The organism is Streptomyces sp. NPDC033131 (genome assembly GCF_055578365.1).
In genome coordinates this window covers 43,229-68,958 of record NZ_JBVIPA010000003.1, presented here as the reverse complement: position 1 = coordinate 68,958, position 25,730 = coordinate 43,229, and the positions used below count along the sequence as shown (strand labels likewise).

The 25,730-nt window shown below is 73.2% G+C and carries 18 protein-coding genes; 7 read left to right on the top strand and 11 right to left on the bottom strand.

What is annotated here, in order from left to right:
* Positions 1-172: 172 nt before the first annotated feature.
* From ACZ5XS_RS05590 to ACZ5XS_RS05565, 6 genes are all read left to right on the top strand, one after another.
* Positions 173-637 carry a single-stranded DNA-binding protein gene (locus ACZ5XS_RS05590; protein WP_468648054.1) on the top strand — a complete coding sequence of 155 codons (465 nt, stop codon included), beginning with the start codon at positions 173-175 and terminating at the stop codon, positions 635-637.
* 348 nt (positions 638-985) lie between these two features.
* Positions 986-2,398 (top strand): Cys-Gln thioester bond-forming surface protein, encoded by a 1,413-nt coding sequence (locus ACZ5XS_RS05585; RefSeq protein WP_468648052.1) that lies wholly within the window; start codon positions 986-988, stop codon positions 2,396-2,398.
* Positions 2,399-2,453: 55 nt separating this feature from the next.
* Entirely contained in the window at positions 2,454-2,942 is a 489-nt protein-coding gene (locus tag ACZ5XS_RS05580; RefSeq protein WP_468648050.1) for a hypothetical protein, read from the top strand.
* A gap of 205 nt (positions 2,943-3,147) precedes the next feature.
* Entirely contained in the window at positions 3,148-4,812 is a 1,665-nt protein-coding gene (gene ettA, locus ACZ5XS_RS05575; RefSeq protein ID WP_468648048.1) for an energy-dependent translational throttle protein EttA, read from the top strand.
* Between the two features lie 2 nt (positions 4,813-4,814).
* Positions 4,815-5,243: an acyl-CoA thioesterase gene (locus ACZ5XS_RS05570; protein WP_468648046.1), complete on the top strand. Its 429-nt coding sequence runs from the start codon at positions 4,815-4,817 to the stop codon at positions 5,241-5,243.
* A complete protein-coding gene (locus ACZ5XS_RS05565; protein ID WP_468648044.1) occupies positions 5,240-5,941 on the top strand; it encodes a DUF8185 domain-containing protein in 702 nt (233 codons plus the stop codon). Before ACZ5XS_RS05570 ends, ACZ5XS_RS05565 begins: the two co-directional genes overlap by 4 nt.
* 74 nt (positions 5,942-6,015) lie before the next feature.
* Here the strand turns inward: ACZ5XS_RS05565 and ACZ5XS_RS05560 are convergent, their stop codons facing one another.
* The 4 genes from ACZ5XS_RS05560 to ACZ5XS_RS05545 all read right to left on the bottom strand — a co-directional run bounded on the left by ACZ5XS_RS05560 (position 6,016) and on the right by ACZ5XS_RS05545 (position 13,760).
* A complete protein-coding gene (locus ACZ5XS_RS05560) occupies positions 6,016-6,981 on the bottom strand; it encodes an ABC transporter ATP-binding protein (RefSeq protein WP_468648042.1) in 966 nt (321 codons plus the stop codon).
* Positions 6,982-7,033: 52 nt separating this feature from the next.
* Entirely contained in the window at positions 7,034-9,868 is a 2,835-nt protein-coding gene (locus ACZ5XS_RS05555) for an FtsX-like permease family protein (RefSeq protein ID WP_468648587.1), read from the bottom strand.
* A 13-nt stretch (positions 9,869-9,881) separates the two neighbouring features.
* Complete coding sequence (locus tag ACZ5XS_RS05550) at positions 9,882-13,130, bottom strand: FtsX-like permease family protein (protein ID WP_468648040.1); 3,249 nt, start codon at positions 13,128-13,130, stop codon at positions 9,882-9,884.
* 216 nt (positions 13,131-13,346) lie between these two features.
* On the bottom strand, positions 13,347-13,760 hold the full coding sequence (locus ACZ5XS_RS05545) for a globin (protein WP_468648039.1): 414 nt from the start codon (positions 13,758-13,760) through the stop codon (positions 13,347-13,349).
* Positions 13,761-13,828: 68 nt separating this feature from the next.
* On the opposite strand from ACZ5XS_RS05545, the gene ACZ5XS_RS05540 reads away from it, so the two are divergent.
* Positions 13,829-14,812, top strand: coding sequence for a methyltransferase domain-containing protein (locus tag ACZ5XS_RS05540; protein WP_468648037.1), 984 nt, complete (start codon positions 13,829-13,831; stop codon positions 14,810-14,812).
* A 14-nt stretch (positions 14,813-14,826) separates the two neighbouring features.
* Here the strand turns inward: ACZ5XS_RS05540 and ACZ5XS_RS05535 are convergent, their stop codons facing one another.
* The 7 genes from ACZ5XS_RS05535 to ACZ5XS_RS05505 form a co-directional block, all read right to left on the bottom strand.
* Positions 14,827-16,245 carry an FHA domain-containing protein gene (locus ACZ5XS_RS05535; RefSeq protein ID WP_468648035.1) on the bottom strand — a complete coding sequence of 473 codons (1,419 nt, stop codon included), beginning with the start codon at positions 16,243-16,245 and terminating at the stop codon, positions 14,827-14,829.
* Positions 16,246-16,303: 58 nt separating this feature from the next.
* Positions 16,304-17,653: a vWA domain-containing protein gene (locus ACZ5XS_RS05530; protein WP_468648033.1), complete on the bottom strand. Its 1,350-nt coding sequence runs from the start codon at positions 17,651-17,653 to the stop codon at positions 16,304-16,306.
* A gap of 98 nt (positions 17,654-17,751) precedes the next feature.
* Positions 17,752-19,023: a PP2C family serine/threonine-protein phosphatase gene (locus ACZ5XS_RS05525; RefSeq protein ID WP_468648031.1), complete on the bottom strand. Its 1,272-nt coding sequence runs from the start codon at positions 19,021-19,023 to the stop codon at positions 17,752-17,754.
* On the bottom strand, positions 19,024-21,573 hold the full coding sequence (locus ACZ5XS_RS05520) for a serine/threonine-protein kinase (protein ID WP_468648030.1): 2,550 nt from the start codon (positions 21,571-21,573) through the stop codon (positions 19,024-19,026).
* 25 nt (positions 21,574-21,598) lie between these two features.
* The gene (locus tag ACZ5XS_RS05515) at positions 21,599-22,930 is read right to left on the bottom strand and encodes a coiled-coil domain-containing protein (protein WP_468648029.1); all 1,332 of its coding nucleotides are present in this window, start codon (positions 22,928-22,930) and stop codon (positions 21,599-21,601) included.
* Between the two features lie 88 nt (positions 22,931-23,018).
* On the bottom strand, positions 23,019-24,092 hold the full coding sequence (locus ACZ5XS_RS05510) for a glutamate ABC transporter substrate-binding protein (protein WP_468648585.1): 1,074 nt from the start codon (positions 24,090-24,092) through the stop codon (positions 23,019-23,021).
* A 14-nt stretch (positions 24,093-24,106) separates the two neighbouring features.
* Positions 24,107-25,591: a hypothetical protein gene (locus tag ACZ5XS_RS05505; RefSeq protein ID WP_468648028.1), complete on the bottom strand. Its 1,485-nt coding sequence runs from the start codon at positions 25,589-25,591 to the stop codon at positions 24,107-24,109.
* Positions 25,592-25,730: the final 139 nt, after the last annotated feature.

Sequence of the window (25,730 nt, the reverse complement as noted above, 5' to 3'; positions counted from 1 at the left end):
TTGTCCACAGCCGGGCGGTGGCCCACAGCGCTCAGCGGGCTCGGCCCGACGGAGGCAGTCTGGCCTCGCGGCGATCGGGGCGGACGCGGTCGTCGTGGCAGACGCAGCCGTACGGGACGGGCCCGTCGGCGTATCCGTCCGGCGTGAATGCCGGGAGAGGGTGGGGATCGAGATGAACGAGACGGTCATCTGCGCGGTGGGCAACGTGGCGACGCGACCGGTGTTCCGGGAGCTGGCGTCGGGCGCGTCGGCGCGCTTCCGGCTGGCGGTGACCTCGCGGTACTGGGACCGCGAGAAGAACACGTGGACCGACGGCCACACCAACTTCTTCACGGTCTGGGCCAACCGGCAGCTCGCCACCAACGTGACGGCGTCGCTCGACGTCGGCGACCCCGTCGTCGTGCAGGGCAGGCTGAAGGTGCGCTCGGACGTACGCGAGGGGCAGAGCTGGACGTCGGCCGACATCGACGCGCTGGCCATCGGCCACGATCTGGCCCGCGGCACCTCGGCCTTCCGGCGCACTCCCAGGCAGGAGACGGCGGCCGCCGGCGCCCCGGCGCAACCCGAGCCCAACTGGGAGACACCGCCCGCCGAGCCGGACGCCCAACGGCAACCGGAGCCCGCTGCGGTGACGTGACGTCAGCCGTCTGCCGGAGGGCCGAGCCCCGGGCCCGTGATGACATGACGTGACGTCAGCCTCCGTCGGCACCAGCCCGATGACGTGACGGCAACCGCCCCCGGAGCCGACCGAACTGCGGCTTATCGGTGAATGCGCGCCGAACAACTCAAGTGGATTTGTCGATAAGCCCTGTTCGGGTGCGGTCGTGGCGATAACGATTCCGAGTCGGATCGGTTGACCGACGGCATCCCCGGGAAGCGCGGTGCGCGAGGTACCTAGGATGCCGGACGTAGGCTCTCGGGGTTTCTGTTTCTGCTGGTGGGACCACACCCCCACGTCAACGGGTCCTGCTCGAAGGGGAATTCTGTGTTTTCTTCGTCCTCCGCGCTGTCGGTGCGCAGGCGAGGCGCGGCCCGCCTCGCCGCCGCCGCGCTGATGTCCGCACTCGTCGCCGCCGGCGTGCTGTCCGGCGCGGGCACGGCGTCCGCCGACGAGACGGCCCAGAGTCAGAGCGGCGCGACCGCGACGATAGGCGGACTGAAGACGTACGGCGACGCCGTCATACACGGCGACACCGGAGACCTGACGGTGTCGGCGGGCCTGTTCGAGATGTCCGTCGAGGGCGGCGGCACCCTGCAGACCTACTGCGTCGACCTGCACAACCCCACGCAGCGGGACGCCAAGTACCACGAGACCCCGTGGAGCGGCACCTCGCTCGGCGCCAACAAGAACGCCGGCAAGATCCGCTGGATCCTGCAGAACTCCTATCCGCAGGTCAACGATCTCGCGGCGCTCGCCGCGGCGGCGGGTGTGAACGGCGGCCTCACCGAGGAGGACGCGGCGGCCGGCACCCAGGTCGCCATCTGGCGCTACTCGGACGGCGCCGACGTCGACGCCGTCGACCCGCAGGCCGAGAGGCTCGCGGACCACCTGCACAAGAGCGCCCGGAACGTGGCGGAGCCCCAGGCGTCCCTGACGCTCGACCCGCCCGCGGTCTCCGGCCGCCCCGGCGAGCTGCTCGGCCCGGTCACGGTGCACACCAACGCGGCCGGCGTGACGGTGACACCGCCGGCGGACGCCGCCACCAGCGGAGTACGGATCGTCGGCAAGGACGGCAAGGCGATCACGTCCGCGACGGACGGCAGCCAGCTCTTCGTCGACGTGCCCGAGGACGCACCGGCCGGCTCGGCCGAGCTGACCGTGCAGGCCTCGACCACCGTGCCGGTCGGCCGCGCGTTCTCCTCCGAGAGCCGCAGCCAGACGCAGATCCTGGCCGGCTCCAGCGAGTCGACGGTCTCGGCGACGGCAAACGCGGCCTGGGCGAAGGAGGGCGCGATACCGGCCCTGTCCGCGGCGAAGAACTGCGCCGAGGGCGGCCTGGACATCACCGCGACCAACGTGGGCGACGAGACGTTCACCTTCGAGCTCATGGAACGCGAGCACAGCATCGCGGCGGGCGAGTCCCAGACGGTGACCATCCCGCTCCAGGAGGACCAGGCGTACGACTTCACGATCACGGCCCCGGGCGGTCTCGAGCAGCGCTTCACCGGCGTCCTGGACTGCCGGACCCAGGGCAGCGAGACCGGCGGCGACGCGACCCAGACCCTGAGCGAGCCGAGCCCCGCGACGGTCGGCGGCACCGCCAGTGACGTGAACCTCGCCGAAACCGGCGGCTCCAACGCCACCCCGATGATCGCCGGCACAGCCATCGCCCTCGTGGTGATCGGCGGCGCGGCGCTGCTGCTGGTGGGCAGGGAGAAGACGCCGACCCGGGACTAGCGGGTGCCGGCACCCACCGTCCGCCCCTGAGAAAGACGAACCAGGCCGGCGTCGCATGAGGCGAACCGTCCGGGCGGACGGTGCACAGCAGGCCCGGATCGAACTCCTGAAGCGGACGTCAGCCCGCCTGGCCCGGCTCGAACGGGCCGGCCCCCGCCACGACGGGCTGGTGCTGCGGGTCTACAGCTGCCAGTCGACGCACGTCGCTCCGAGCAGCCATGATCTGTCCATGGATGAGTACGCGTGGCCCACGGGCCCGGCGGTGCCGACGGGAGAGGCGGTTCGTCGGAATTGGGCGGCAACCGTTGCGGCCCTGCCCGTGGGGACCCGCATCACCGGCCAGGTCATCGGCCGTCAACCCTTCGGCATCTTCGTGCATATGGACGGTGTGCCGGATGCCGTGGCGCTGGGCGAGATATCGGCCATGCCGCTTGGGAGGGAGCTCCCTGCCCTCGGGACCGCTGTCGAGGGCGAGGTGTACTGGCATGCACACAACCACCAGGTGAGGATCCGGCTGGATGAGTGGCGGACGACCGGGGACTGATGTGGTGCCGGGCCGCCCCCGGGCCGTCCGACGCTCCCCGAGGGCGACCGGCGGCGACCGGCAGTGACAGTCGGGCTACAGCCGCCGGCGGTGAAGCCCCAGGTCACGGACCCCCGACAGAACGCGTTTCCTTCGAGGGGTAGCCGTCAGGCAAGATGGGGTGTATCTGCCCACTGCCAGAATTCAAGCTGCCGGACGGTTTCTCTTGGCTGAGTACATCTACACCATGCGCAAGACGCGTAAGGCGCACGGCGACAAGGTGATCCTTGACGACGTGACGCTGAGCTTCCTGCCCGGCGCGAAGATCGGTGTGGTCGGTCCTAACGGTGCCGGTAAGTCCACCGTTCTCAAGATCATGGCCGGGCTTGAGCAGCCGTCCAACGGTGACGCCTTCCTGTCGCCCGGCTACTCCGTCGGCATGCTCCTCCAGGAGCCGCCGCTCGACGAGTCCAAGACGGTCCTGGAGAACGTGCAGGACGGCGCCGCCGAGATCATGGGCAAGCTCAAGCGCTTCAACGAGGTCGCCGAGCTCATGGCGACCGACTACTCGGACGCGCTCATGGAGGAGATGGGCAAGCTCCAGGACGACCTGGACCACGCCAACGCGTGGGACCTGGACACACAGCTGGAGCAGGCCATGGACGCCCTGGGCTGCCCGCCCGGCGACTGGCCCGTCACCAACCTCTCCGGTGGTGAGCGTCGACGCGTGGCGCTGTGCAAGCTGCTGCTCGAAGCTCCCGACCTCCTGCTGCTCGACGAGCCCACCAACCACCTGGACGCCGAGTCCGTGCAGTGGCTGGAGCAGCACCTCGCGAAGTACGCGGGCACCGTCGTCGCCGTGACCCACGACAGGTACTTCCTCGACAACGTCGCCGAGTGGATCCTCGAGCTGGACCGCGGCCGCGCCCACCCGTACGAGGGCAACTACTCCACGTACCTCGACAAGAAGGCCTCCCGCCTCAAGGTCGAGGGCCAGAAGGACGTCAAGCGGGCGAAGCGGCTCAAGGAAGAGCTCGAGTGGGTGCGGTCCAACGCCAAGGGGCGTCAGGCCAAGTCCAAGGCGCGTCTGTCCCGCTACGAGGAGATGGCCGCCGAGGCGGACAAGATGCGGAAGCTGGACTTCGAGGAGATCCAGATCCCGCCGGGCCCGCGTCTGGGCAGTGTGGTCGTCGAGGTCAACAACCTCAGCAAGGCCTTCGGCGACAAGGTCCTCATCGACGATCTCTCCTTCACGCTGCCGCGTAACGGGATCGTCGGTGTCATCGGTCCGAACGGCGCCGGCAAGACCACCCTCTTCAAGATGATCCAGGGCTTCGAGACCCCGGACTCCGGCACGATCAAGGTCGGCGACACCGTCAAGATCGCCTACGTCGACCAGGGCCGCGAGAACATCGACCCGAAGAAGTCGCTGTGGGCCGTGGTCTCGGACGAGCTCGACTACATCAACGTCGGCCAGGTCGAGATGCCGTCGAGGGCCTACGTCTCCGCGTTCGGCTTCAAGGGTCCGGACCAGCAGAAGCCGGCCGGTGTCCTCTCCGGTGGTGAGCGCAACCGCCTCAACCTCGCGCTCACCCTCAAGCAGGGCGGCAACCTGCTGCTCCTCGACGAACCGACGAACGACCTCGACGTCGAGACCCTGGGCTCCCTCGAGAACGCACTGCTCGAGTTCCCGGGCGCGGCCGTGGTCGTCTCCCACGACCGGTGGTTCCTGGACCGGGTGGCCACGCACATCCTCGCCTACGAGGGTGACTCCAAGTGGTTCTGGTTCGAGGGCAACTTCGAGTCGTACGAGAAGAACAAGATCGAGCGGCTGGGCGCGGACGCCGCGCGCCCGCACCGCGCCACCTACAAGAAGCTGACCCGGGGCTGATCTTGCGGCACATCTACCGCTGCCCGCTGCGCTGGGCGGACATGGACGCGTACGGCCACGTCAACAACGTGGTCTTCCTCCGCTACCTGGAGGAAGCCCGTATCGACTTCCTGTTCCGCCCGGAGAAGGACTTCAAGCAGGGGTCCGTGGTGGCGCGCCACGAGATCGACTACAAGCGGCAGCTGGTCCACCGGCACACGCCGGTGGACATCGAGCTGTGGATCACGGAGATAAGGGCGGCGTCCTTCACGATCGTGTACGAGGTCAAGGACCCGGACCAGGTCTACGTCCAGGCCTCGACGGTGATCGTGCCGTTCGACTTCGAGGCGCAGCGGCCGCGCCGGCTCACCGCTCAGGAACGCGAGTTCCTGGAGGAGTACCGCGACGACCGGGGTGACGACTCCGCCGAGGAGGAGGCCGTCGCCGCATGACGGTGCTCCACCTCGCCGACGAGGGGGAGGCGGCGGACCTCGCGGCCTTCCTCTCCCGGCTGCTCCACTACGACCGTGGAGCAGCGGTGCGCCTCCAGGCGGCCGGCACCGCGCTCGCCGTCTTCGGACGGCCGCCGTCCTTCGACGTACTGGCGATCCGTACGGTGCGGCTCGCCAAGCCGTACGAGGACGGGCTCGCCGTCACGCTGGACGTGACCGTGTCCGCGGGCGAGTTCCTGGAGTCCGTCGACGAGGCCGCGGTCACCGTGGGCGTTCCGGGGGCGGTGACCGGGCCGCCGTGGGCCGGGGTGCTGCCGCCGCGCGGCGGGTGGCGGGCCCAGGCCGGGCTGCCGGAGCCGGACGCCCTGCGGGCGCTGGTCGCCGCCGTGATCGCCGAATTCCGGTCCCGTACGCAGGAGTTGGGACCTGAGGCGCGTACGAGGGCCGAACTCGACCGGATCGGGCGGGAGATCTGGTCCCGGACCGTCGGGGACACCGGGCTGCCGGTACGGGCCGTGCACGCGGCCCAGTCGCTGGGGTTCCTGCGCCCGGCCGTGCCCGCAGCGGACACGCGTGCGCCCGCCGAGGCGCCGCTGGGGCTGTTCTCGTCGGGCGCATGGCTCAGGCTGCGCACGCCGTACGGGTCGATCGCCGTACGCAGGGCGGGGCTCGGGGCACTGGACGTCAGCGTCCGCTGAACCGCCGCGGGCGCCGGCGGCTCCGTTGCCCCCTACCGCGCTTCCGTTTGGTTACGGCGCGTGACCGGTCGTGCTCAGTCGCGCTCGCTGTCGTCCGGCCATACGCCGATGTGGTCCGCCTCCAGTTCCAGGGCCACGCGGTCACGCATGCCGAGGGCACGGGTGTAGTCGGCGGGGAGCTGGAGGCGGCCGGCGCGGTCGAGCATGGCGTATTCGCGGGCGACCACCGTCTCGTGGCCGGTCGCCGCGTCGACCTCGCTGCGGCGCAGGACCTCGGTGGAGGTACGGCCGTCTCGGATGGCGACCGTGCGGCGGACCTCGCCGGCGACCGCCTGGTCGTGGGTGACGATCACGATGGTGGTGCCGAGCTGATCGTTGGCGGTGCGGAAGGCGGCGAAGACCTGTTCCGCGGTGTGGGAGTCGAGTTCGCCGGTGGGCTCGTCGGCGAGCAGGATCGCCGGGTTGTTGGCGAGGGCTACGGCGATGGCGGCGCGTTGTTGCTGGCCGCCGGACATCTGGTGCGGGCGGCGGTCGCGGCAGTCCGCGATCTCGAGCAGGTCGAGGAGTTCCAGGACGCGTTCGGTCTGGGCGCGGCGGGACCTGGGGGTGCGGGTGCGTCCGGCCAGTTGCATCGGGAGGGCGGCGTTCTGGGCGGCGGTCAGGTAGGGGAGGAGGTTGCGGGAGGTCTGCTGCCAGACGAAGCCCACAACTTCCCTGCGGTAGGAGAGGCGGTCCTTCGCGGTCATCGTGAGGAGGTCTCGGCCGGCCACGCGGGCGGCGCCGGCGGTGGGGGTGTCCAGGCCGGCGAGGATGTTCATGAGGGTGGACTTGCCGCTGCCGGACGCGCCCACCAAGGCCATGAGCTCGCCCTTCCGCACCAGGAGGTCGAGGCCCTGGAGGGCTTGGACCTCGACGCCGTCCGTGGTGAAGATGCGGACGAGGCGGTCGCAGGTGATGAGGGCGTCGTGGCCGTAGGCGGGGCGGTCGCGGTCCTGTGCGGCGCGATGGGTCAGGTCGGTGAGGGTGGGGTTCGTCGTCATCCCGGGTCTCCTAGCAGCACGACTGCCCGCAGCCGGAGCAGCAGGTATGTGGTCAACGGGCGTCCCCCGCCCTCAGCTCCCGCACCGACCCGCGCCGCCCCGACCACCATGCCTGCCCCACCGCCACACCCACCGCCAGCAGCAGCACCGAAAGCGCCGGCACTGTCAACGACAGGGCGTCCGTGTGGAGTTCGGCCTTGCCCGGAGAGGACGGTGCCGAGGCGAGGGCGATGGTCGTCAGGTCGATGCCCGGGGAGAGGAGGCGGATGGCGGCCCAGCCGGTGAGAGTGCCGCCGACGGCCGCCAGTACGGCCTGGGGGAGGGACTCCAGGACGAGGAGGCGTCGGCCCTGGGCGCGGGTGAGGCCCATGGTGCGGAGGCGGGCCAGCAGGGCGGTGCGTTCGGGGGCGGAGCGCAGCAGGGCGAGGAGGAGGGCCAGGACGGCGTAGCCGGCGCCGGCCGCCACCGCGGCGGTGTAGACGCGTTCGGCGCCGGACTGGAGGGGGGAGTCGACGAACCGGGCGCGTTCCTCGGACCGTAGCCGGACGGTCGTCGACTCGCCCGCCGCCCGGCGCAGCGCCCCGGCGTCCAGGTGGTCGCCGGTCAGCAGCAGGGCCGTCGGTCGGGCGGCCGCGCCGCTGAGTCCGGCGCGGTCGACGACCAGGAAGTGGGCACCGGAGACCGCCGGGGTACCGTCCCGGACGAGGGCGATCCGGACGGTGACCGTGCTGCCGTCCTCCAGACGGACCGGGAAGGGGCGCGTGCCGTACATGGCGGCGGTGGCGGGGGAGGCCAGCGCGGGCAGGGGTGCGGCATTGCCGGTGGCAGCCGGTGCCGTCTTCGCGTCGCGGGTGGCAGCCGCCGCGGCCGTTCCGTTGTCGGCGGTAGCCGGTGCCGACTCCCCGCCCCCGCCCTCGCCCCCGGCGGTCAACTCCCCCTCCTCGAACGACCAGGTCCCCGTCCGTCCCGCAAGTGACGCGTAGTCACCGGGGTCCACTCCCACCACCGGTACCGTCACCCGACCGTCGTCCGGCTTCGCCTGGTACGTGATGCCTGCCTCCGCCAGGCCGTCCACGCCCGGCACGCGGCGGAGCCGGTCGGGCAGGAGGGCCGGGAGCGGGCCCGTCGTCTCGATGCGGGCGTCGGCGCCGACGGCGAGCAGGGCCGCGTGGTCGCGGGCCTCGCGCACCCCGGCGAGGACGGAGCCGCCGAAGGCCGCGCTGGTCAGCGCGGTGAGCAGGGCGAGGAGGGGCAGCGCCGCGGAGACGGAGGTGCGCCCGGCGCGGGCCAGCGAGAGGTGGCCCACCGCGCCCCGCAGCCGGCCGGCCGGGCGGGCCAGCGCCCGCAGGGGGAGCGGGTAGAGCCGGACCAGGACCAGCGCCGCGATCACGCTGATCAGCACCGGGGCCAGCGATACGAGCTGGTCTCCGGCGGAACCCGACGTGCCGCGTCGGCGCAGGCTCTCGACCGCGCCGGCCGCGAGGACCACCAGCGTGAGTTCCGCGACCGTACGGCGTCGGGACGGGCGTACGGACGTCACGTCCTCGCGGCCGCCGTGCACCCGTACCGTCCGGTGTGCGGCGGCGGCGCGCAGGGGCAGGGCGGCGCAGGCGACGGCCGTGACCGCCGCCGCTGCCAGGACGGCGGACAGCGAGCGGGGCGCGGGGAGCGCCAGCAGCGTGGCCGTGAGGCCGAGGGCGCCCGCGGGGAGGGCGGTCACCGTGGTCTCGGCGAGCAGTCGCCCGGTCACGCCCCGCAGGGAGGCGCCGCGGGCGCGCAGGAGGGCGAGTTCGGTGCGGCGGCGGTCGGCGGCGAGGCCGCCGGCCATCAGCAGGACGACGGTGGCGACCGTGCCGGTGCCGAACGCGGCGACGGCGACGAGTGGGTCGACGCCCTCGCGCAGCCGGGCGTAGGAGGCGAGCACGTCGTCGAGGTCGGTGCTCACCTCGGTGACGCCGGACGTGTACTCGTCCGCGAGGTCGCCGATCGCCGTGCGCACCTTCTGCAGTGCCGGGCCGGACTCCAGAGAGGCGACCGCGGGCCGCAGCCGGTCCACGTCGTACGCGTGCAGGGCGTCGGCGGCGGGGGTCAACTGCCAGTAACGCCAGGGGTTTCCGGGGGTGCCGAGGATCGCGGGGGCCGCCTCGGGGGCGAGCAGGAGGGCGCCGAGCCAGTAGGTGTCCGCGTCCGAGGACGGGCCGGGCAGGCGGACGAGGGTGGGGGTGCGCAGGAGGGGCTGGGCCGACCAGTAGCTGCCGGCCGGGTCGCGCGGGGCGACGATCGCGGTGACGCGGACGGCGAGGGGATCGCGTTCCACCCCGGGCACGTGGATCACCGAACCGGCCCTGATGCGCAGGCTCCTGGCGGTCTCGACGGTGACCGCGGCCTCCACCTCGGCCGTCGCGGCGGTCACCCGGCCGACCGCGCGCGGGAGGCGTCCGGTCCGCAGGTCCGCGTGGTCGGCGAGGCCGGCCTGGGCGACGAGGGACACCTGTGCGGGCAGCCCGGTCGGCCTCGGCAGCCAGGGGTCCGAGGTCACCAGGTCCGTCTTCGTCCGCACGCCGTACGTCGACCGGCCGCGATCGACGGTGAGCGGCGCGGGGACGAGGGCGCGGATCTCGCCGTACTGCCGGGCCAGGGTGTCGGGGCGCAGGGCGTCCTCCCGCTGCGTCTGCGGCAGCAGCAGGTCGGGGGGCGGGGCGGCGACCTGCACGCCGCTCCGCTCGGGCCCGGCCTGCTCGACGGCCCGGTGCAGGCCGGCGTCCGCGTACCGGTCGACGGCCCGGGGGAACGCGGCGGCCAGAGCCGCGGTCAGCGCCACCAGCAGCGCGAGCGCCCAGGCGGCGCCGGGGGCGGTCCGCAACCTGGTGCGCACCCAGGGCGTCATCGTCGACCTCACGTCACTCACCCCCCTGTTCCCGCAACGACGTGACCGGATTCGCCCGCCGCAGCGCCAGCACCGCCGTGACCAGGGCCGGAGGCAGCGCCACCGCGGTCAGCAGTACGGCGACCCCGGTGACCGGCAGTTCCACGAGCACCTCGGGCACCGGCCGGGCGGCCTCGGAGGTCAGCACGATCAGGGGGACCACGGCCCGGGTCAGAACGGTGCCCAGGGCCGTGCCCACCAGCAGTGCCAGCGCCACCAGCACCCCCTGCTCGACGGCGACCGCGCGGGCCAGCCTCCGGCGTGGGGCGCCCAGCGCGCGCAGTACGGCGAACTCGGCGCCCCGCTCCCGCAGGGAACCCGTCGCGCTCACCGCGAACCCGACCGCGGCCAGTGCCGCCGCCACTCCGGCCGCCGCGGCGAACGCCGCCTCGGGACCCGCGCCGAACGGGTCGTCGCGCAACCGCTCGGCGATCTCGTCCCGCACCACCACCTGCGCCGGGTCCGTGTCGGGCCGCGCCCGCAGCGCCGCCGCGACCTCACCGGCCTCGCCCGGCGCGGTCCGCAGCCACCACTCGGTGGGCGTGACGCTCTGCGCGTACCGCGCCTCCAGCACCCGGTTCACCGAGCGGAGATCGACCAGCAGCGCCCCGCCGGCCGACCCCTCGGTGGTCGGCAGCGCCCGCACCGCGCGCACGATCCGCACCGGTACGGTCCCGCCGCCGAACGCCAGGTCCACGCGCTGCCCGGTGCGGGCGCCCGCGGAGGCGAGGAAGCGGTCGGTCGCGACGGCCGTGACGGCGGGCGGCGGGGGCTGTGCGACCCGGAGGCGGAGCGTCACCGACGAGAGGACCCAGGTGTATTCGCGGGGCACGTATCCGGTGCCGTAGGCGACCGTCGGTCGTCCCGACGGCGTGCTCAGGCGCGGTTCGGTCGGCTTCGTGCGCTCGTCCGGACCGGCCGCCTCCACGTCGCTGAGCGCCCCGGCCGTCCAGGCGGTGGGCAGCGGCAGCCGCCGTACCGCCCCCTCGGGGTCGACGGCGGTCACCTCGTCCAGCGCGAAGCGGTGCCGCTCGGCGCGGTCGACCGGCTGGGGCATGACCAGTTCCACGCCGGTGAGCGTGAGCGGACCGGAAGGGACGTCCAGGTCGAGGGTGTGCCGGCGGCCGTCGGAGGGGAGTTCGCCCGCCGGGAGCTGGTACGGCGTGCCGTAGCGGTCCTGGAGGGTGACGGTGACGTCGGCCGTCGTGCCCGGGCCGGCCGAGCTGCGCAGGGCCGCGGTCAGCCGCAGCCGGTCGGTGCCCGCGGGCACCTTCGCGCCCGCCGACGTGCCCTTCGGGCCCAGCCCGGCCAGCAGCGGCCGCACCGGCTCGGACGCCAGGTCGGGGCGCAGCAGCAGGGCGTCCTTCGCGTGCGCGGTGTCGAGCGCCAGCACGGTCGCGGTCCGGTTGCCGGACAGCGACAGCTCGGTGCGTACGGCGGGGGCGGCCTGGCGTACGCGGGGGACTGCCGCGTACTCGTCGGTGCGGCCGAGGCCGCCGTCCCCGGCGGCGAGGATCCGCACGGACGTGCCGGCGCGGAAGTCGGCCTGGTCGTCCTGCGAGCGGTTCCAGGAGGCGCCCTGCCCGATCGCCAGCATGCCCAGCGCGACGGCGAGGACCAGCAGCAGCACCGGGCCCGCCCCGCGCATCGGGCGGCGGGCGATCTGCCAGCCCGCCAGCGCCGCTGTCAGCCCGCGCCCGCCGGCCGCCCGGCGTTCGGCGAGCCGTGCCACCGGAGGCAGCAGCCGCAGCGTCATGACCGTCCCGGCCAGCAGCGCGAGCGCGGGCGCCGCCACCAGCAGGGGGTCGATGCCGAGCGTGCCGGTGCCGTCGCCGGTCACGGCCCCGGTGGTCTGGCGGCTCAGCTGCCAGTACGCGACCGCGGCCACCGCCAGCAGCCCGAGGTCGGCGCCCGAGCGGATAGCGGAGGGCAGGGCGCGCGCCCGCCCGACGGCGAGGGACGGGGTCAGCGCGGGCAGCGTCACCGCGAGCGCGCAGCCCAGCGCCACGCCCGCCGCCACCAGCCACACCCCGGCGCGCCCGCCGGCCGGCACGTCCAGGTGCAGCCCGATCCGGGCCAGCGGCCCCCGTCCGGCCAGCAACCGGGTCAGCGGCCCGGCGAGCAGCGGCGCGCAGAGCACCGCGGGGACGGCCAGCAGCAGCGCCTCCAGGGCGGTGAGCCCCGCGATGCGGCGGCGGGAGGCGCCGCGGGCCAGCAACAACCGGGTCTCGCCCGCGCGTTCGGTGCTCAGCAGCCGGGCCACCAGCAGCAGGGCGCAGGCCGCGAGCAGCACCAGCTGGAGGGCGACGATCAGGAGCGTCGAGCGGGACACGAGCAGCGAGCGGTCGACGCGGTCGAGGACGTCAGGCAGGCCGGTGGAGGCGGCGGTGCTGCCGCTGAGCACCGGCTGCTCGCGCATCGCCGCGCTCTCGGCGCGGGCCGCCTCGCGCAGGGCGTCGATCCGGCCGGTCGTCAGCGTCGAGAAGTCGGCCGACGCCATCCAGGCCGACGGCCCGGAGCTCACCGTCCCCTCGGTCAGCACGCCGGGTTCGGCGAGCAGCGGACCGTACGTCGTGAAGTCCACCTGCTTGGTCCCGCGTCCGCCGAGGTCGTCCAGTTCCCAGTACGGCGCGTCCGTCCGGGCGGGCCGGTAGAGACCGGTGACCGTGACGCGTACGTCCGGGCCGTCGAGCCGGTCGGCGACGGTGAGGCGGGCGCCGGGTCCGAGGCCGAGGCGCCGGGCGGCGGCCTGGGGGAGGGCCACCTCGACTCCACTGGCACGCGGGGCGGGCAGCCGTCCGGCCACGAGCCGTACCTGCGTGGGGTCCAGGGACGCGAAGAAGGTCAGATCCGGGTCCCCGGACCGTTCGGCGGGCGGCCGCAGGGAGCGGGGCAGGGCGTACGGTCCCGACCGCTGCAGGGTCCGTACCGTCACCGGCAGCCCGTCGAAGGTCCTGCGGGCCGCGTCCCGTACGGCGGCGTCGGCGGCCGTGCGCCGGCCGGCCGGCACGTCGGCCTTGACGATCAACGCGGTGTCGACGGCGTTGCGGGGGTCCCGTAAGGAATGGCGCAGGGCCGCGTCGCCGATCGCGCCCGAGTAGGCGGCCAGGGTCGCCAGGACGGCCGTGGTCAGCAGGACGGTCAGCAGTGCGGCGGCGAGCAGCAGCCGGTGCGCCCGGGCGCGCAGGGACACGAATCTCGCCGCCGCGCCCCACCCCGTCACCCGGCCCCCCGCCGTGTTCCGTCGTTCCCCCGTTACCCCGATCTCCGGGCGATGCTGTCAGAGGGAACGGGCCGCGGGTAAGCGCTTGTGGGGCGGGCTTGACCGGATCGTGACCGGAATCCGGGGTCGTACGACCGGAATCCGGGCCTCAATCGTGGTCGTAGCCCCCGTAGCCCCCGTAGCCCCCGTAGCCCCCGTAGCCCCCGTAGCCCTTGTTCAGTCGGCGGTGTTCACCATCGAGGCCGCCGCGTACGTCAGGTAGTTCCACAGCGTGTGCTCGTGTTCCTCGGACAGGCCGAGGTCGTCGACGGCGTCCCGCATGTGCTTCAGCCAGGCGTCGTGCGCCGCCCGGTCGACGGTGAAGGGGGCGTGGCGCATCCGCAGCCGCGGATGGCCCCGGTTGTCGCTGTACGTCGTCGGGCCGCCCCAGTACTGCATCAGGAACAGCACCAGGCGCTCCTCGGCCGGGCCCAGGTCCTCCTCGGGGTACATGGGCCGCAGGATCGGGTCCTCGGCGACTCCCTCGTAGAAGCGGTGGACGAGGCGGCGGAAGGTCTCCTCCCCGCCGACCTGCTCGTAGAAGGTCTGCTCCTGAAGCGTGCCGCGCCGAATCTCTGTCACGTCGTCCATGGTCTCAGACGGGTGGACCGAGGACTCAAGGCTTAGGTCCACCCCGGCCGAGGGTGCACAGTGGACGTATGGGAGCGCACGCTCTGGACAAGAAGCTGGACGACCTCGCCGCCGCCGCGCGAGCTGCGCTGGTGCGTGAGATCGACGAGAGCGGGGCGTGGGACGCCGACCCCGTGTGGAGAGAGGCGTTCCAGGCGGTGCCGCGGCACCTGTTCGTGCCGTACTACTACGTCGGCGTCGTGGGCGGCTACGAGCGACGCTGGGGCGAGAGCCCCGACCCGCGCACCCGCGAGCGCTGGCTGCGCGGCGTCTACACCGACACCCCGCTGGCCACCCGCTTGCGCGACGGCGAACTGGTCTCCTCCAGCAGCCAGCCCTCGCTGATGGCGATGATGCTGGCCGACCTGCGGGTGGCGGACGGCGACCGGGTCCTGGAGATCGGCGCGGGCACGGGATACAACGCGGCCCTGCTCGCCCATCGCCTAGGCGACGACAACCTGGTCACCACCGTCGACCTGGAACCGGAGATCACCGAGGCGGCCCGGCAGCACCTGGCCGTCGCCGGCTACCGCCCCGTCGTCGTCACCGGCGACGGAGCGCGCGGGGTGCCCGAACGCGCCCCCTTCGATCGGATCATCGCGACCTGCACACTGCCGTCGATCCCGCCCGCCTGGCTCCCCCAGTGCCGCCCCGGCGCCCGCATCCTCACCCCGCTCGCGACCGGCCTGGTCGCGCTGACGGTGACGGACACCGGGCAGGCGGAGGGGCGGTTCCTGCACACGCCCGCCTACTTCGTGCCGCTGCGCGGCGGTGGGCCCGAGCCGGAGCAGGCCCCGCTGGGCGGGGTTCCGCGCCCGGCCAGGGACCACGAACTGTTCCGGTTCCTGCTCGCCCTGACCCGCGGCAGCCTCGACCCGCAGGAGGCGTACGCGCTGTGGGAGCGCGAGGGACAGCCGCGCCGCGAGCGGTACGGCATCACGGTCAGCGGTGATCGCGAGTGGGCGTGGCTGGACGATCCGGAGGGGCCGTACGCATGGCCCCTCCGGTCCTGAGAACGTGCAGGAACCTATCCGCGCCGGATCGTGATCGTCGTCCACGCGCCGACGTGCACCCGGTCCCCGTCCTGCAACGGCACCGGCACGAAGGGCTGGATCGGTTCTTCCGAGCCGTTGACCGTCGTGCCGTTCGTCGAGTTCTGGTCGACGACCGCCCAGGATCCGTCCGGCTGCTGGACCAGCACCGCGTGCTGGTGCGAGACACCGGGGTCCTCCGGCGGCACCGCCAGGTCGATGTCGGGGGTGTCGCCGGTGGAGTGCCGGCGGCGGCCGATGGTGATCTGGTTGCCGGTCAGGGCGCGCTGCTGCTCGGGCGAGTACGCGGGCAGGTTGAGGCCCGCGGCCTCGGGACCCGAGCGCTGCATCATCGCCATGAAGTAGTCGCGGTCCGGGCCGACGGTCGCCGTCCAGGACGACGGCTGCTGCGGGTAGCCGGGGCCGGGAGCGGGCGGCGCCTGGGTCGCGCCGGGCTGCGGATAGCCGTAGCCGCCTTGTCCACCCGGACCACCGGGACCGCCCTGACCGGGGCCGCCCTGACCGGGACCGCCCTGACCGGGACCGCCCTGACCGGGGCCGCCCGGCGGGGGGAGTACCCAGTCGTCGCCACCGCCGCCGAAGGGCGGGCCGCCCTGCTGCTGCCGGTTCGGGTCCTGCGGGTAGCCGGGACCGGGACGGCCCTGCTGACCGGGCTGCTGGAACGCCTGGGGAGCCTGGGGTCCGCCGGGGCCGCCGTGCTGGGTCGGCCCGGGCGGCGGTGGAACCGGCCGCGACGGGTCGGCACCGAAAGGCCCGGGACCGCCGGGGCCGCCCTGACCACCGGGTCCGCCGTGCTGCGGATAGCCGTAGCCGCCTTGTCCACCCGGACCACCGGGACCGCCAGGGCCACCAGGACCGCCGTAGCCGCCCGGACCACCGGGGCCTTGACCCTGACCGGGACCGGGGCCCTGACCGGGGCCGCCCGGGCCCGGCTGACCGTGGCCGTACTGCGGGCCCGGCGGGATCGGTTCGGCCGGCCGGTTCACCTGCGAGGGGCGTGAGCCCTGGTAGTCGTACGCGTCACCGCCGCCGTACGACGGACCCGGAGGCTGCTGGAAGCGCGCCGCCGGGTTGGGGCCGGGTCCTCCGGGCCCCTGGGGCGCGGCCGGGGTGTACGACGTCGCGGTGTTGGTCAGGAAGTTCCACCGGCACTCCTCGCAGAACGGCGCACCGCCCTCACGGGGCGTGCGGCACTGCGGGCACAGCTCCGGCTCGGGCGCACGGCCGCCGGGCGGACCCGGCTGCGTGCCCGGGCCCTGCGGCGGCGGGAAGCCGTAGCCCCCGCCCGGGGGCGGCGGCGGAGGGGGCGGAGGCACGGCACCCGCCATGCGGTGACCGCAGACCTCGCACCAGTCGTCGGAACCCGACTGGTGTCCGTTCGGGCAGGTCGGCATGTCGGCGCGTCCCCCTCTCCTTCTGTGTCCTACTAGGGTCGTACTGGGCCGTACTGGGTCACTTCTTTACACGAACGGTCTTCGTCGACCGGGTTTCGAGAGTCATCTCGTCGGCCTCCGCGACCTTCGTCTTCAGTCGCACAGTACCTGTCGCGGCATCGACGACGTCCACCACCTTCGCAAGCAGTTTCGCAGTATCGGCGTTGCCGGAGGCACTCGCGAGCTGAACGGCCCTGCCCAGTTTGGCCGTTGCTCCGTCGAAGTCTCCCGATTTGCGAAGATCGAGGCCTTGTTGGATGACCTGTGCCAGTTCGGCCTGGCCGGTGTAGTGGGCGACCTGGGGGTTGATCGACGTGGACGCGACCATGTCGTCGGTCCACACGGCCCGTACGAGACCCTGCGCGCCCACCAGTGGCTGGGTGCCGCCGTCGGGCTGCGGGACGACCAGCGAGACGCGGGCGGCCAGCATCTCCTGACCGACGTTCGCGGCCGGGACCTCGACACAGACGTGGTAGTCACGGGACTCGTCCCCCCAGGAACCGGTGGGGTAGTCCCCCGAGCGCGGGCCGGACTCGGTGCGGCGGTCGGTCAGTTGCTCGACGGTGGGAGCGACCTGCTTGACGAACTTCACCGTGGTGCCCACCGGCGTCCACAGACGCAGGGCGACGTCCGCGACCTCCTTGCCCATGGCCGTCTCCATCATCCGCGTGAAGTCGGCGGCCAGGCCCGCCGGGTCCGCGACGATGTCGGCGGTGCCGAGCAGCGCGGAGGCGATCGCTGTGACTTCTTTCACTTCCCAGTCGGTGCCCACTCCGCGCGCGTCACAGGTGAAGCGGCCGGCGCAGGCGTCCAGGGAGGCCTTCAGGTCCTCGTGCGACTCGTGTTCGTTGCGGCCGTCGGTGAGCAGGATGCCGTGGCGGATGACGACGTCCTCGGAGGACAGCAGCCGGTCCGCGAGACGCAGCCAGGTGCCGATGGCCGTACCGCCGCCGGCGCTGAGCCTGCGCAGCGCCTGTTTGGCCTGGTCGCGGGTGGTGGCGTCGGCGACCGCGAGCCGACCGGCGCCGGGATAGACCTCCTTGGCCACATGCGTGCCGCCGATCACCGCGAAGTGCACGCCGTCGCGCAGGGTGTCGATGGCGGCGGCCGTGGCGTCCCGGGCGTTGCGCATCTTGGTCGGCGGGTAGTCCATCGAGCCCGAACAGTCGACCATGATCGCCACGGCCGCCGACGGGCCCTCGCCGGGCGAGTACAGGTGGGGCGCCCCGACGGCGCTTCCGATCGTGCCGCCGCCGCTCGCGGTCACCGTGACGATCGCGTTGACCTCGCGGGCACCCTCCGGGAGGTACTCGTTCTGGTACACGTCCACCGAGAACTGCGGCACGTTCGACTTCGAGAAATTGGCCATGCCTACTCTCATCCCCCTCGAATCCCGCCGAGGCGGGGCGATGACGTGGACGGGACCGGTCCCCTCCGGCCCGCCCGAAACTTCCCCGTCTGCGGCCCTCAGGCCGATCCTGCCCCCTGCGGCGGGGCCGGGAACGGCACGACGGCCACTGTTACGTTGTCGTGGCCCCCGCCGTCCAGGGCGTGGCCGACCAGCACGCGGGCGCTGTGCAGGGGCCGCACGGCGGCGTCCAGCGGCAGGACCTCGGCCATCTCCTCGGCGGCCTCCGCGTAGTTCCACAGGCCGTCGGTGCACACCAGGACCACCCCAGGCCGGTCCGGCTTGAAGGAAGCGGTGTGCGGTTCCAGTTCGTAGGCGTCCGCGCCGAGCCAGCCGGTGATCGCGTGGGCGCGCTCGTCGGCGTACGCCTCCGCCTCGTTCATCAGGCCCGCGGCGACCATCTGCGCGGCCCACGAGTCGTCCTCGGTGAGCCGGGCCGGGGGGGCGCTGCGGTCCACCGGCACCCAGTAGGCGCGGCTGTCGCCGATCCAGCCGACGACCAGCAGCCCGGACGTCACCACCGCGCCGACGAGGGTGCAGGCGGGGGCGTTCTGGTGCGGGGCGTGCTCGCGGGCCGTGGCGGGCTCCTCGGCCAGCGCGTTGACCGCCTGCGAGGCGGCGATGATCGCGTCGTGCATGGCCTGCTGCGGGTGCGTGCCGTGGGGCAGTGCGGCCAGCAGGGTCTCGGTCGCCGCGCGGGACGCGGCCAGCGAGGCGTCGTCGGGGCGGGTCGCCGAGGACACGCCGTCGCAGACGATCGCGACGACCGCGGCCGAGCCGTCGGGCAGCGCGGCACAGCCGAGGCCGAACGCGTCCTCGTTGCGGTGGTGCCGCAGACCGCGGTCACTCACGGCGGCCACCGGGCCGATGTCCTGTTCCATGTGGTCGCGCTCCCGTGGCTGGGCATGCCCGCAGTTCTCGCAGTACCCGTCGCTGTCGACCCGGCCCGCCCGGCACGCCACGCACACCTTGACGCCCTCGGGCGGGGTGGACACATCGGCGGTCACGCGCGGGTCCGGCGCCTGCAACGGATACTCGTCGGGCTCCGGCGCCCGGTCGAACCGTACCCCCGAGGCGGGGGACACGGGGGAACCGGCGAAGGGCGGCTGCGGTGGGCCCGCGAGCGGCGGCCGCGCTGGCACGGCGGGCGCGCCGTCCGGCGGGGGCGGCGTGGCACCGTTCATGGCGATGGTCGGGTGGTCGCCCGGCGGCGCCGGTACGGCGGACAGGTCGTATCCGCACGCACCGCAGAAGCGGTCACCCGACTCGAGGGGCTCCTCGCAGCTCGGACACCTCGACAGGGCGGTCTGCTGGGGCATCTGCGACATCAACTACACCCATGTCCGGGGGCGGTAACGGTTGGCACGTTCCACCAGGTCGATCCTCTCCTCGCCGCCCGACGCCAGCCGGGCCAGCGTGCGGTACGAACGCTCCAGGCCGAAGCGCAGACCCCGTTCGTCCAGGCCACTGCCGAGCAGTACCCGCCCCCCGGCGGCAGGGGGAGGGGCGGAACCCTGGCCACCGGAGAGTATCCAGTCCAGGGCACTGCCGAAGACCTCCGCGGACAACTGCTCACGCCGCGCGGGATCCAGGCCGTACGCCTCCAGGGCCTCGACCTGTCCGGCCGCAGCCGTCAGATCGTCCAGGAAGAGTACGTCGGATGCGACCGCTGTGCGCTGCCGCAGCCGTGCCCGTACGGCCGCCACGCGCGCGGCCGTGTAGTGGATGGACGACTCCGGCACCGACTCCAGCGTCCTGACGGCACCCTGCCGGTCGCCGGTGGCGAGCTGGACGCGGGCCAGGCCGAAGGCGGCGCTCACGTAGCTGGGGTCGGTCGACCAGACGAGGCGGTAGTACTCGGCGGCGTTGTCGAGCTGCCCGAGCACCTCCGCGCACAGGCCGAGGGCCAGCTTGGGGGCGATCTCGCCGGGGAAGGCGTCGTAGATCGCGTCGAAACCCAGCGCGGCGGCCTCGTGGTCGCGGGCGACGAGCGCCGCGACACTCCGGTACCAGACGACCCGCCAGTCGTCGGGCCGCTCCGTCTCCAGCTCCAGCAGGGCCTGGTGCGCGGTGTGCGCGTCGCCGTTCTCCAGCCAGGCCCGGATCTGCCGCAGCCGGGTCTCGGTCGACCGGGCCGGAGCGGCGGCGACCGCCCCCAGCAGCTCGGCCGGCGCGGTGGTCATCAGACCGGCGAGGAACCCGGCGTTGGGGTCGGACGGATCGACGTGCGGCACCGGCAGGGCGAGCGCGCCGACGGCGGCGTCGGCCGGCTTGACCAGGCCGGGAGCGACGGCCGCCGCGTTGCCGGAGGGGAGGGGAGGGGCGGCGGCGGGCAGCAGGGCGGTGGCGGAGGAACGCCGCCGCCGGGTGGGCACGGGCCGTGCCCCCAACCGCGACACCTCGCCGTCCAGCTTCGGGAACAACTCCGCGTCGGTGACCCGCACTTCGGGCCCGAACAGCGTCGACAGGGCAGGCCGGGCCCGCCCCGACTGCAGCGAGACGACCTCGCGCAGGACGCCCGTCAGCTGCTCCGCCATCTCCTGCGCGGAGGCGAACCTACGGGCCGGATCCGGGTCGGTGGCGCGGACCAGCAGCCGGTAGAAGGACTCGTACTGGCGGAAGACCTCGATGTTGTCGGGGTCGGGCAGGGAGTCCACGAAGACGTTCGTGTAGCCCTGGAAGTCGAAGGTGAGGACGGCGAGGGTGCGGGCGACCGTGTACAGGTCGGACGCCACGGACGGGCCGATCTCCGCGACCTCGGGCGCCTGGTAGCCCACCGTGCCGTAGATGGCCGACTCGTCGTCGTCCATCCTGCGCACCGCGCCCATGTCGATCAGCTTGAGCTGGTCCTCGGTCTGGATCGCGTTGTCGACCTTGAAGTCGCAGTACAGCAGGTTGCGGCTGTGCAGGTGCCCGAGGGCCTCGAGGGCCTCGATGCCGTACGCGCACGCCTGCTCCACCGGCAGCGGGTCCCGCTTGCCCTGGGGCGTGCGGCGGGCGTTGGCGATCTCCTTGAGGGACTTGCCGCCGACGTACTCCATGACGATGTACCCGTCCAGCGAACCCGTCCGCTGGTCGAGGTGTTCGACGAAGTTGTAGATCCGCACGATGTTGGCGTGCTCGATCTCCGCGAGGAAGCGCCGCTCGGAGATCGCGGCCTCCATCGCGTCCTGGTCGCCGGTGTCGAGCAGGCCCTTGAGGACGACCCAGCGGTCGGAGACAGCGCGGTCCACGGCGAGGTAGACCCAGCCGAGCCCGCCGTGCGCCAGACAGCCCGCGACCTCGTACTGGCCGTGCACGACGTCGGCGGCCTTCAGCTTCGGGACGAAGGAGTACGGGTGGCCGCACTTCGTGCAGAACCCCTCCGTGCGCCCCGGCGTCTCGCCGCGCGAGCGCCCCACCGGCGCCCCGCAGTCGGAACGCGAGCAGAACCGCTTGCGCTCGGGCACCTCGGGGTTGTCCAGGACCATCGCGCGCGGGTCGGGCCGGGGCACGCCCGGCACCTCGACCAGTCCCGCGCCGAGCCGGCCCCGGGAGGAGGACGCGGTGCCGGAGCCGGAGCTGCGCACCGACACCGAGCGGCCCGTGGACGGGCCGGACACCGAGCGTGAGAGCCGGCCCGACACCGAGCGCCGTGACTTCGCCGACTGCGACGACGTACGCGTACTGGCGCGGCTGCCGGAGCGGGAACTGCCGCTGCCGGTGGAGCCCCTGGAGCCCCGGCCGCCGGCGGTGATCCCGGTCGGCGGCGAGCCGACCATGCCGGTCCTGGAGACGACCGGGGCGAGACCGCACGTGTCGCAGTACAGCTCGCCGCCGCCGACGTCCTCGTACGCCCCCTCGCAGCCGGGCCGCTGGCAGGGCTGTTGTGCCTGACTCATGACGACGCCGCCCCCCTTCTGTCGCTCATGTTCCGGGCCCTCTACGGTCCTGTGGCCCGCCCGTCTCCGGCACCCGCGGGGCGGCGAGCAGTTCGGCGGCCGCGTGCTGGTAGCGCAGGACGGCCTGTTCGGCGACCCGCAGGTCGCAGGGTGCGCTCCACAGCATGCGGCGGGCCGCGTCGTACCGCTCCACCAGGAGCGAGTCCTCCGCGAGGCCGTGCCGGGCGACCTTCGCCTTGTACGCGTCGAGGCGCCCGCGCAGCTCCGCGCGCACCGCCAGGGGCGCGGTGACCGCGCTCAACGACTCCCGGGCCCGCAGCAGTTCGTCCTCCGCCTTCTGCTCCAGGGACTCCAGGAGCGGGGACAGGCGGTGCCACTGGGCGTGCCTGCGGTACTCGGCGGCCGTCGCCAGCTGCTCCTGCAGCACGGTCGGCGGGCCGCCGACCACCGGCACCTCCGTCGCGGCGATCTTCGCCAGGACCTCGCCGCGCGCGATGCGGGCCTCGGCGAGGGTGCGGTCCGCGCGCGAGAGGAGGTCCCGCAGCTTGACCAGCCGGGCCTCCGCGTCCTGCCGGACCGTCAGCACGGCGTCGATCTCCCGGCGCACGTCCTCCAGGGCGCGCGCCTCACGGTCGTACACCGTGGTGTCGGGCTTGCCGCCGCCGGGTGCCGAACTGCCCGGCGTGGGGACCCAGAACGCCAGCGGGTCGGAGACGACCTGCTCGCGGAGCGTCGTCAGCGTGCGCGTGATGCGCTCCAGGTCGTCGCCCGCATGATGCTCGCCGGGGCGGACCCCGACGGAGTGCGCGAGCCGTCGGGTGCGCTGGAGTTCCGCGGCCAGGAGATCGATACGGGCGGGCAGCGCCGACCAGACGGCGTCGGCGGCGACGACCATGTCCAGCGAGGTCGCGTACAGCTCGTTCATCCGGTCCACGAGCGTGACCAGCGAGAAGCGCTCGCTGAGCTTGCTCGGACCGCCGTGCAGGGTCGGCGCGTTGGCGGTCGCCGTGGCGGATCCGGCGACCGTGACGGACTCGCCGCGCAGCAGCTCGGTCAGCTCCAGCAGGTCCTCGCGGCTGGACCAGCGGCGCCGGGCGCGGATGTCACGGGCGGAACGCAACGCGTCGCTGTAGGCGTCGAAATACGCCCACAGCAGGCTGATCGACGCCTCCGCGGCCTGCCAGCGCTCCTTGGTCAGACCGGTGAGCTCGGCGCCTTCGAGGAGTCTGCGGCCCGCGTGGTCCTGCAGGGCGAGGAGCGAGGTCTCGATGGCCTCGTGCTCCGCGCCGAGCCGCGCCAGCGCACGGTCCACCTCGTCCCGGTCCATCACCGGCCCGGCGGGGTCCGTGACGCCCATCGATCACCTCTCGCTGCGTCGTGTTTCGTGTCAGTCGTCTGAAAGGGTCCGTAGGGGCGGGCTGTTGACGACCACGGTCGATGGCGCGTCAGCTCGTGCGCAGGTACTGCGGTGCGGGCGGTTCCGACGTCGAGGGGTCCTTCCCCAGTGTCGCCGAAAGCCACCTGTCGTACGACGCCTGCCAGCCGTTCGCGGTGTCCTTGCGGTAGTCCACCAGAACCTGGTTGACCCGGCGTACCAGATCGTCGGCGTCCTTCTTCATCGCCACGCCGTAGTACTCGGTGGTGAAGGGCTCGCCCTTCAGCATGACCGTCGGGTCCTGGGCGGCCTGGCTCGCGGCGAGCGCGCCGTCGGTCACCACGGCGTCCACCTCCCCGAGTTGGAGCCGCACCAGGCAGTCGAGCTGGTTGGGAACGGTGGTCCTCAGGTCGGCGGAGGAGACGAGGTCACCCGCCTGCTGGTCGTTGACCAGCTTGCCGTTGGCGGTGGAGCCCTTCGCCGTGCAGATCCGCTGCTTGGCGAGTGAGCCGTCGTACCCGGTGATCTTCGAGGACTTGGGGGCCAGCACCTGCTGGCCGGTCTTGAAGTAGGGCGCGGAGAAGGCGACGTCGGACAGGCGTTTGCAGTTGATCGTCATCGTCCGGACGATCATGTCGACCCGGCCGTCCTTGATCGCCGGGATGCGCTGGTCGGTGGGGATCGCCTTGAACTGGACCGCGTTCGGGTCACCGAGTATGTCCTGGGCGATGCGGTGGACCAGGTCGATGTCGAAGCCCTCGAGGGCCGCGTCCTGGCCGCTGTTGGGGTCGCGGTAGCCCCAGCGGTAGCTGTTCTGGTCGACGCCGACGATCAGCTTGCGCTTCTCGCCCGTGCGGTTCTTGATCTCCTCTATGGTGCTGCCGTCCGCGTTCGACGGGGACAGCGTCTGCTTCTCCGGGGCCTTCGCCACCTCGGCCGTGGGGCAGCCCTCTTCGGCACGGACCTGGCTGCCGTACGTCAGGCCGGTGCCGCTCGTGCCCGTGCTGCCGTCGCCGTCCGACCGGATCAGCGGCAGCAGCATCACGAACGTCACCGCCAGGGCGCAGACGACCGCCATCGCGCCCACACCGCCCCAGCCCTTCAGGCCGGTCCTCAGCCGTCGCCCTCGCGCCCACCGCCGCATCGTCACGCCCCCTTTCACCGGTACTCCGACAGCCTGCGGCCGATGCCGAGCACCGCGCCGGCCGCGCCCAGGACCGCGAGGACGGCCGCGCCCACCGTCAGTCCGGTCATCGCGTCCACGCCGTCACCGGCCGCCTGCTCGAACTCGGCGTTCTCGTGGGCGATCGCCTTGGCGAGGTTCGCGTCGACGCTGTCGAAGCACTCGCCGGTCGCGCCCTTGGCGCCGATCACCCGCTCCAGCGCCGCCTGGTAGTTGCCGTTCTCGTCCTGGGCGCGGGCCGCGGTGTGGCGCTTCTTCCACTCGGTCATGTTGCCGACGGCCGTGGTGACCGGCTGCTCGCCCGTCTTGTCGTCGGCGAGCTTCCCGGCCTCGGTGAGGCGCTTGGCGAGGGTGTTCATCTCCGCGCCGAAGTTGTGGTCGTAGGCGTCGTACGTCTTGCCGCCGACCTCGACGGTCTCGGCGCCGCGGGCCACCAGGGTCAGGTTCTCGCTGCCGCGGGCCTTCAGGGAGGCGATGCGGGCGTCGTGCAGGACGTTCAGCGAGCGCACGCCGTGATCGTAGGAGTCGTCGAGGGCCGCGCGGGCGACGCTGTGGCCGACGACCAGCCAGAGCAGGACCACGGTGGCGGTGGCGGTGGCGGCGACCAGGCCGTGGTTCAGGACGCGGTTCGTGCGCCGGTAGCTGCGGTGCTGGGCCCAGGCGAGCGCGGCCAGCGCGAGGACGCCGAGGCCGATCGCCGCCCAGGGGTAGGGCGTGGCGTCCGCGTAGTCGGCGCGCAGCCGCTGGTTCTCCTTCTTGTAGAGATCCTCGGCCGCCGGGAGCATCTGCTGCTGCATCTTCTCGTTGGCGTACCGCAGATAGGCGCCGCCGACCGGGAAGCCCTGGCGGTTGTACGTCCGCGCCCGCTCGACCAGGCCCTTGTACTCCGGCAGCAGCCGGTTCAGCTTGGTCACGGTCGCCGCGGCCGGTGAGTCGGGGTCGGAGTTCGCGGCGGCCTGGACCAGGCCCTCGGCGGCGGCGTCGATGTCCTTCTCGTACGTGTCGCGAGTGGCGGCCGTCTCCTGGCCGCCGGCCAGGAAGCCGCTGGAGGCGGCGGTGTTGGCGTCGGCGAGCGAGCGGTAGATGTCGGCCGCGGCCGAGCTGAGCGGCTGGCTCTTGTTCAGCACGTCGTCGGCGGCGGTCGACCGGTCGGCCATCTGGCCCGCGGTGACGGCGCCGAACGCGACGACGAGCAGGGCGAGGACGGCGCCGATGATGCGCAGCCGGCCGGGCTCGGTGGTGGCGGCGGCCCGCAGCCGGTCGACGCCCTCCGCGAAGGCGGTACGCCGGGGCTGCTCGGGCGGGGAGGGAGGAACGGGCCGGCCCGTGTTTCCGTACAGGGCGGGAACGCCGCGCTGCGCGGACGGCACCGGCCCGCCCGGCTGCGGCGGAACCACCGGCAGTGTGGGCACACCGGAACCCGGTGGTGGCGCCGTGCTGCTTTTCGGCGGGTGTGTCACTGTTGACCTCCCCCATGGTCATCCGTCGCGGCAAGTATCGCTGCCGGGACCGACATCCGCACCGGCCTTGGCTGGATCTTGATCGGATCGCAGCGTGGGCCTCCGGCGGTGCGGCCGCGTGCCGCACCACCCCCTGCCC

Excerpts from the sequence above, each read along its gene's own strand:
- ACZ5XS_RS05590 (WP_468648054.1), top strand. The coding sequence starts at position 173 with ATGAACGAGACGGTCATCTGCGCGGTGGGCAACGTGGCGACGCGACCG.
- ACZ5XS_RS05580 (WP_468648050.1), top strand. The coding sequence starts at position 2,454 with ATGAGGCGAACCGTCCGGGCGGACGGTGCACAGCAGGCCCGGATCGAA.
- ACZ5XS_RS05565 (WP_468648044.1), top strand. The coding sequence starts at position 5,240 with ATGACGGTGCTCCACCTCGCCGACGAGGGGGAGGCGGCGGACCTCGCG.
- ACZ5XS_RS05560 (WP_468648042.1), bottom strand. The coding sequence starts at position 6,981 with ATGACGACGAACCCCACCCTCACCGACCTGACCCATCGCGCCGCACAG.
- ACZ5XS_RS05555 (WP_468648587.1), bottom strand. The coding sequence starts at position 9,868 with ATGACGCCCTGGGTGCGCACCAGGTTGCGGACCGCCCCCGGCGCCGCC.
- ACZ5XS_RS05545 (WP_468648039.1), bottom strand. The coding sequence starts at position 13,760 with ATGGACGACGTGACAGAGATTCGGCGCGGCACGCTTCAGGAGCAGACC.
- ACZ5XS_RS05540 (WP_468648037.1), top strand. The coding sequence starts at position 13,829 with ATGGGAGCGCACGCTCTGGACAAGAAGCTGGACGACCTCGCCGCCGCC.
- ACZ5XS_RS05535 (WP_468648035.1), bottom strand. The coding sequence starts at position 16,245 with ATGCCGACCTGCCCGAACGGACACCAGTCGGGTTCCGACGACTGGTGC.
- ACZ5XS_RS05530 (WP_468648033.1), bottom strand. The coding sequence starts at position 17,653 with ATGGCCAATTTCTCGAAGTCGAACGTGCCGCAGTTCTCGGTGGACGTG.
- ACZ5XS_RS05520 (WP_468648030.1), bottom strand. The coding sequence starts at position 21,573 with ATGAGTCAGGCACAACAGCCCTGCCAGCGGCCCGGCTGCGAGGGGGCG.
- ACZ5XS_RS05515 (WP_468648029.1), bottom strand. The coding sequence starts at position 22,930 with ATGGGCGTCACGGACCCCGCCGGGCCGGTGATGGACCGGGACGAGGTG.
- ACZ5XS_RS05510 (WP_468648585.1), bottom strand. The coding sequence starts at position 24,092 with ATGCGGCGGTGGGCGCGAGGGCGACGGCTGAGGACCGGCCTGAAGGGC.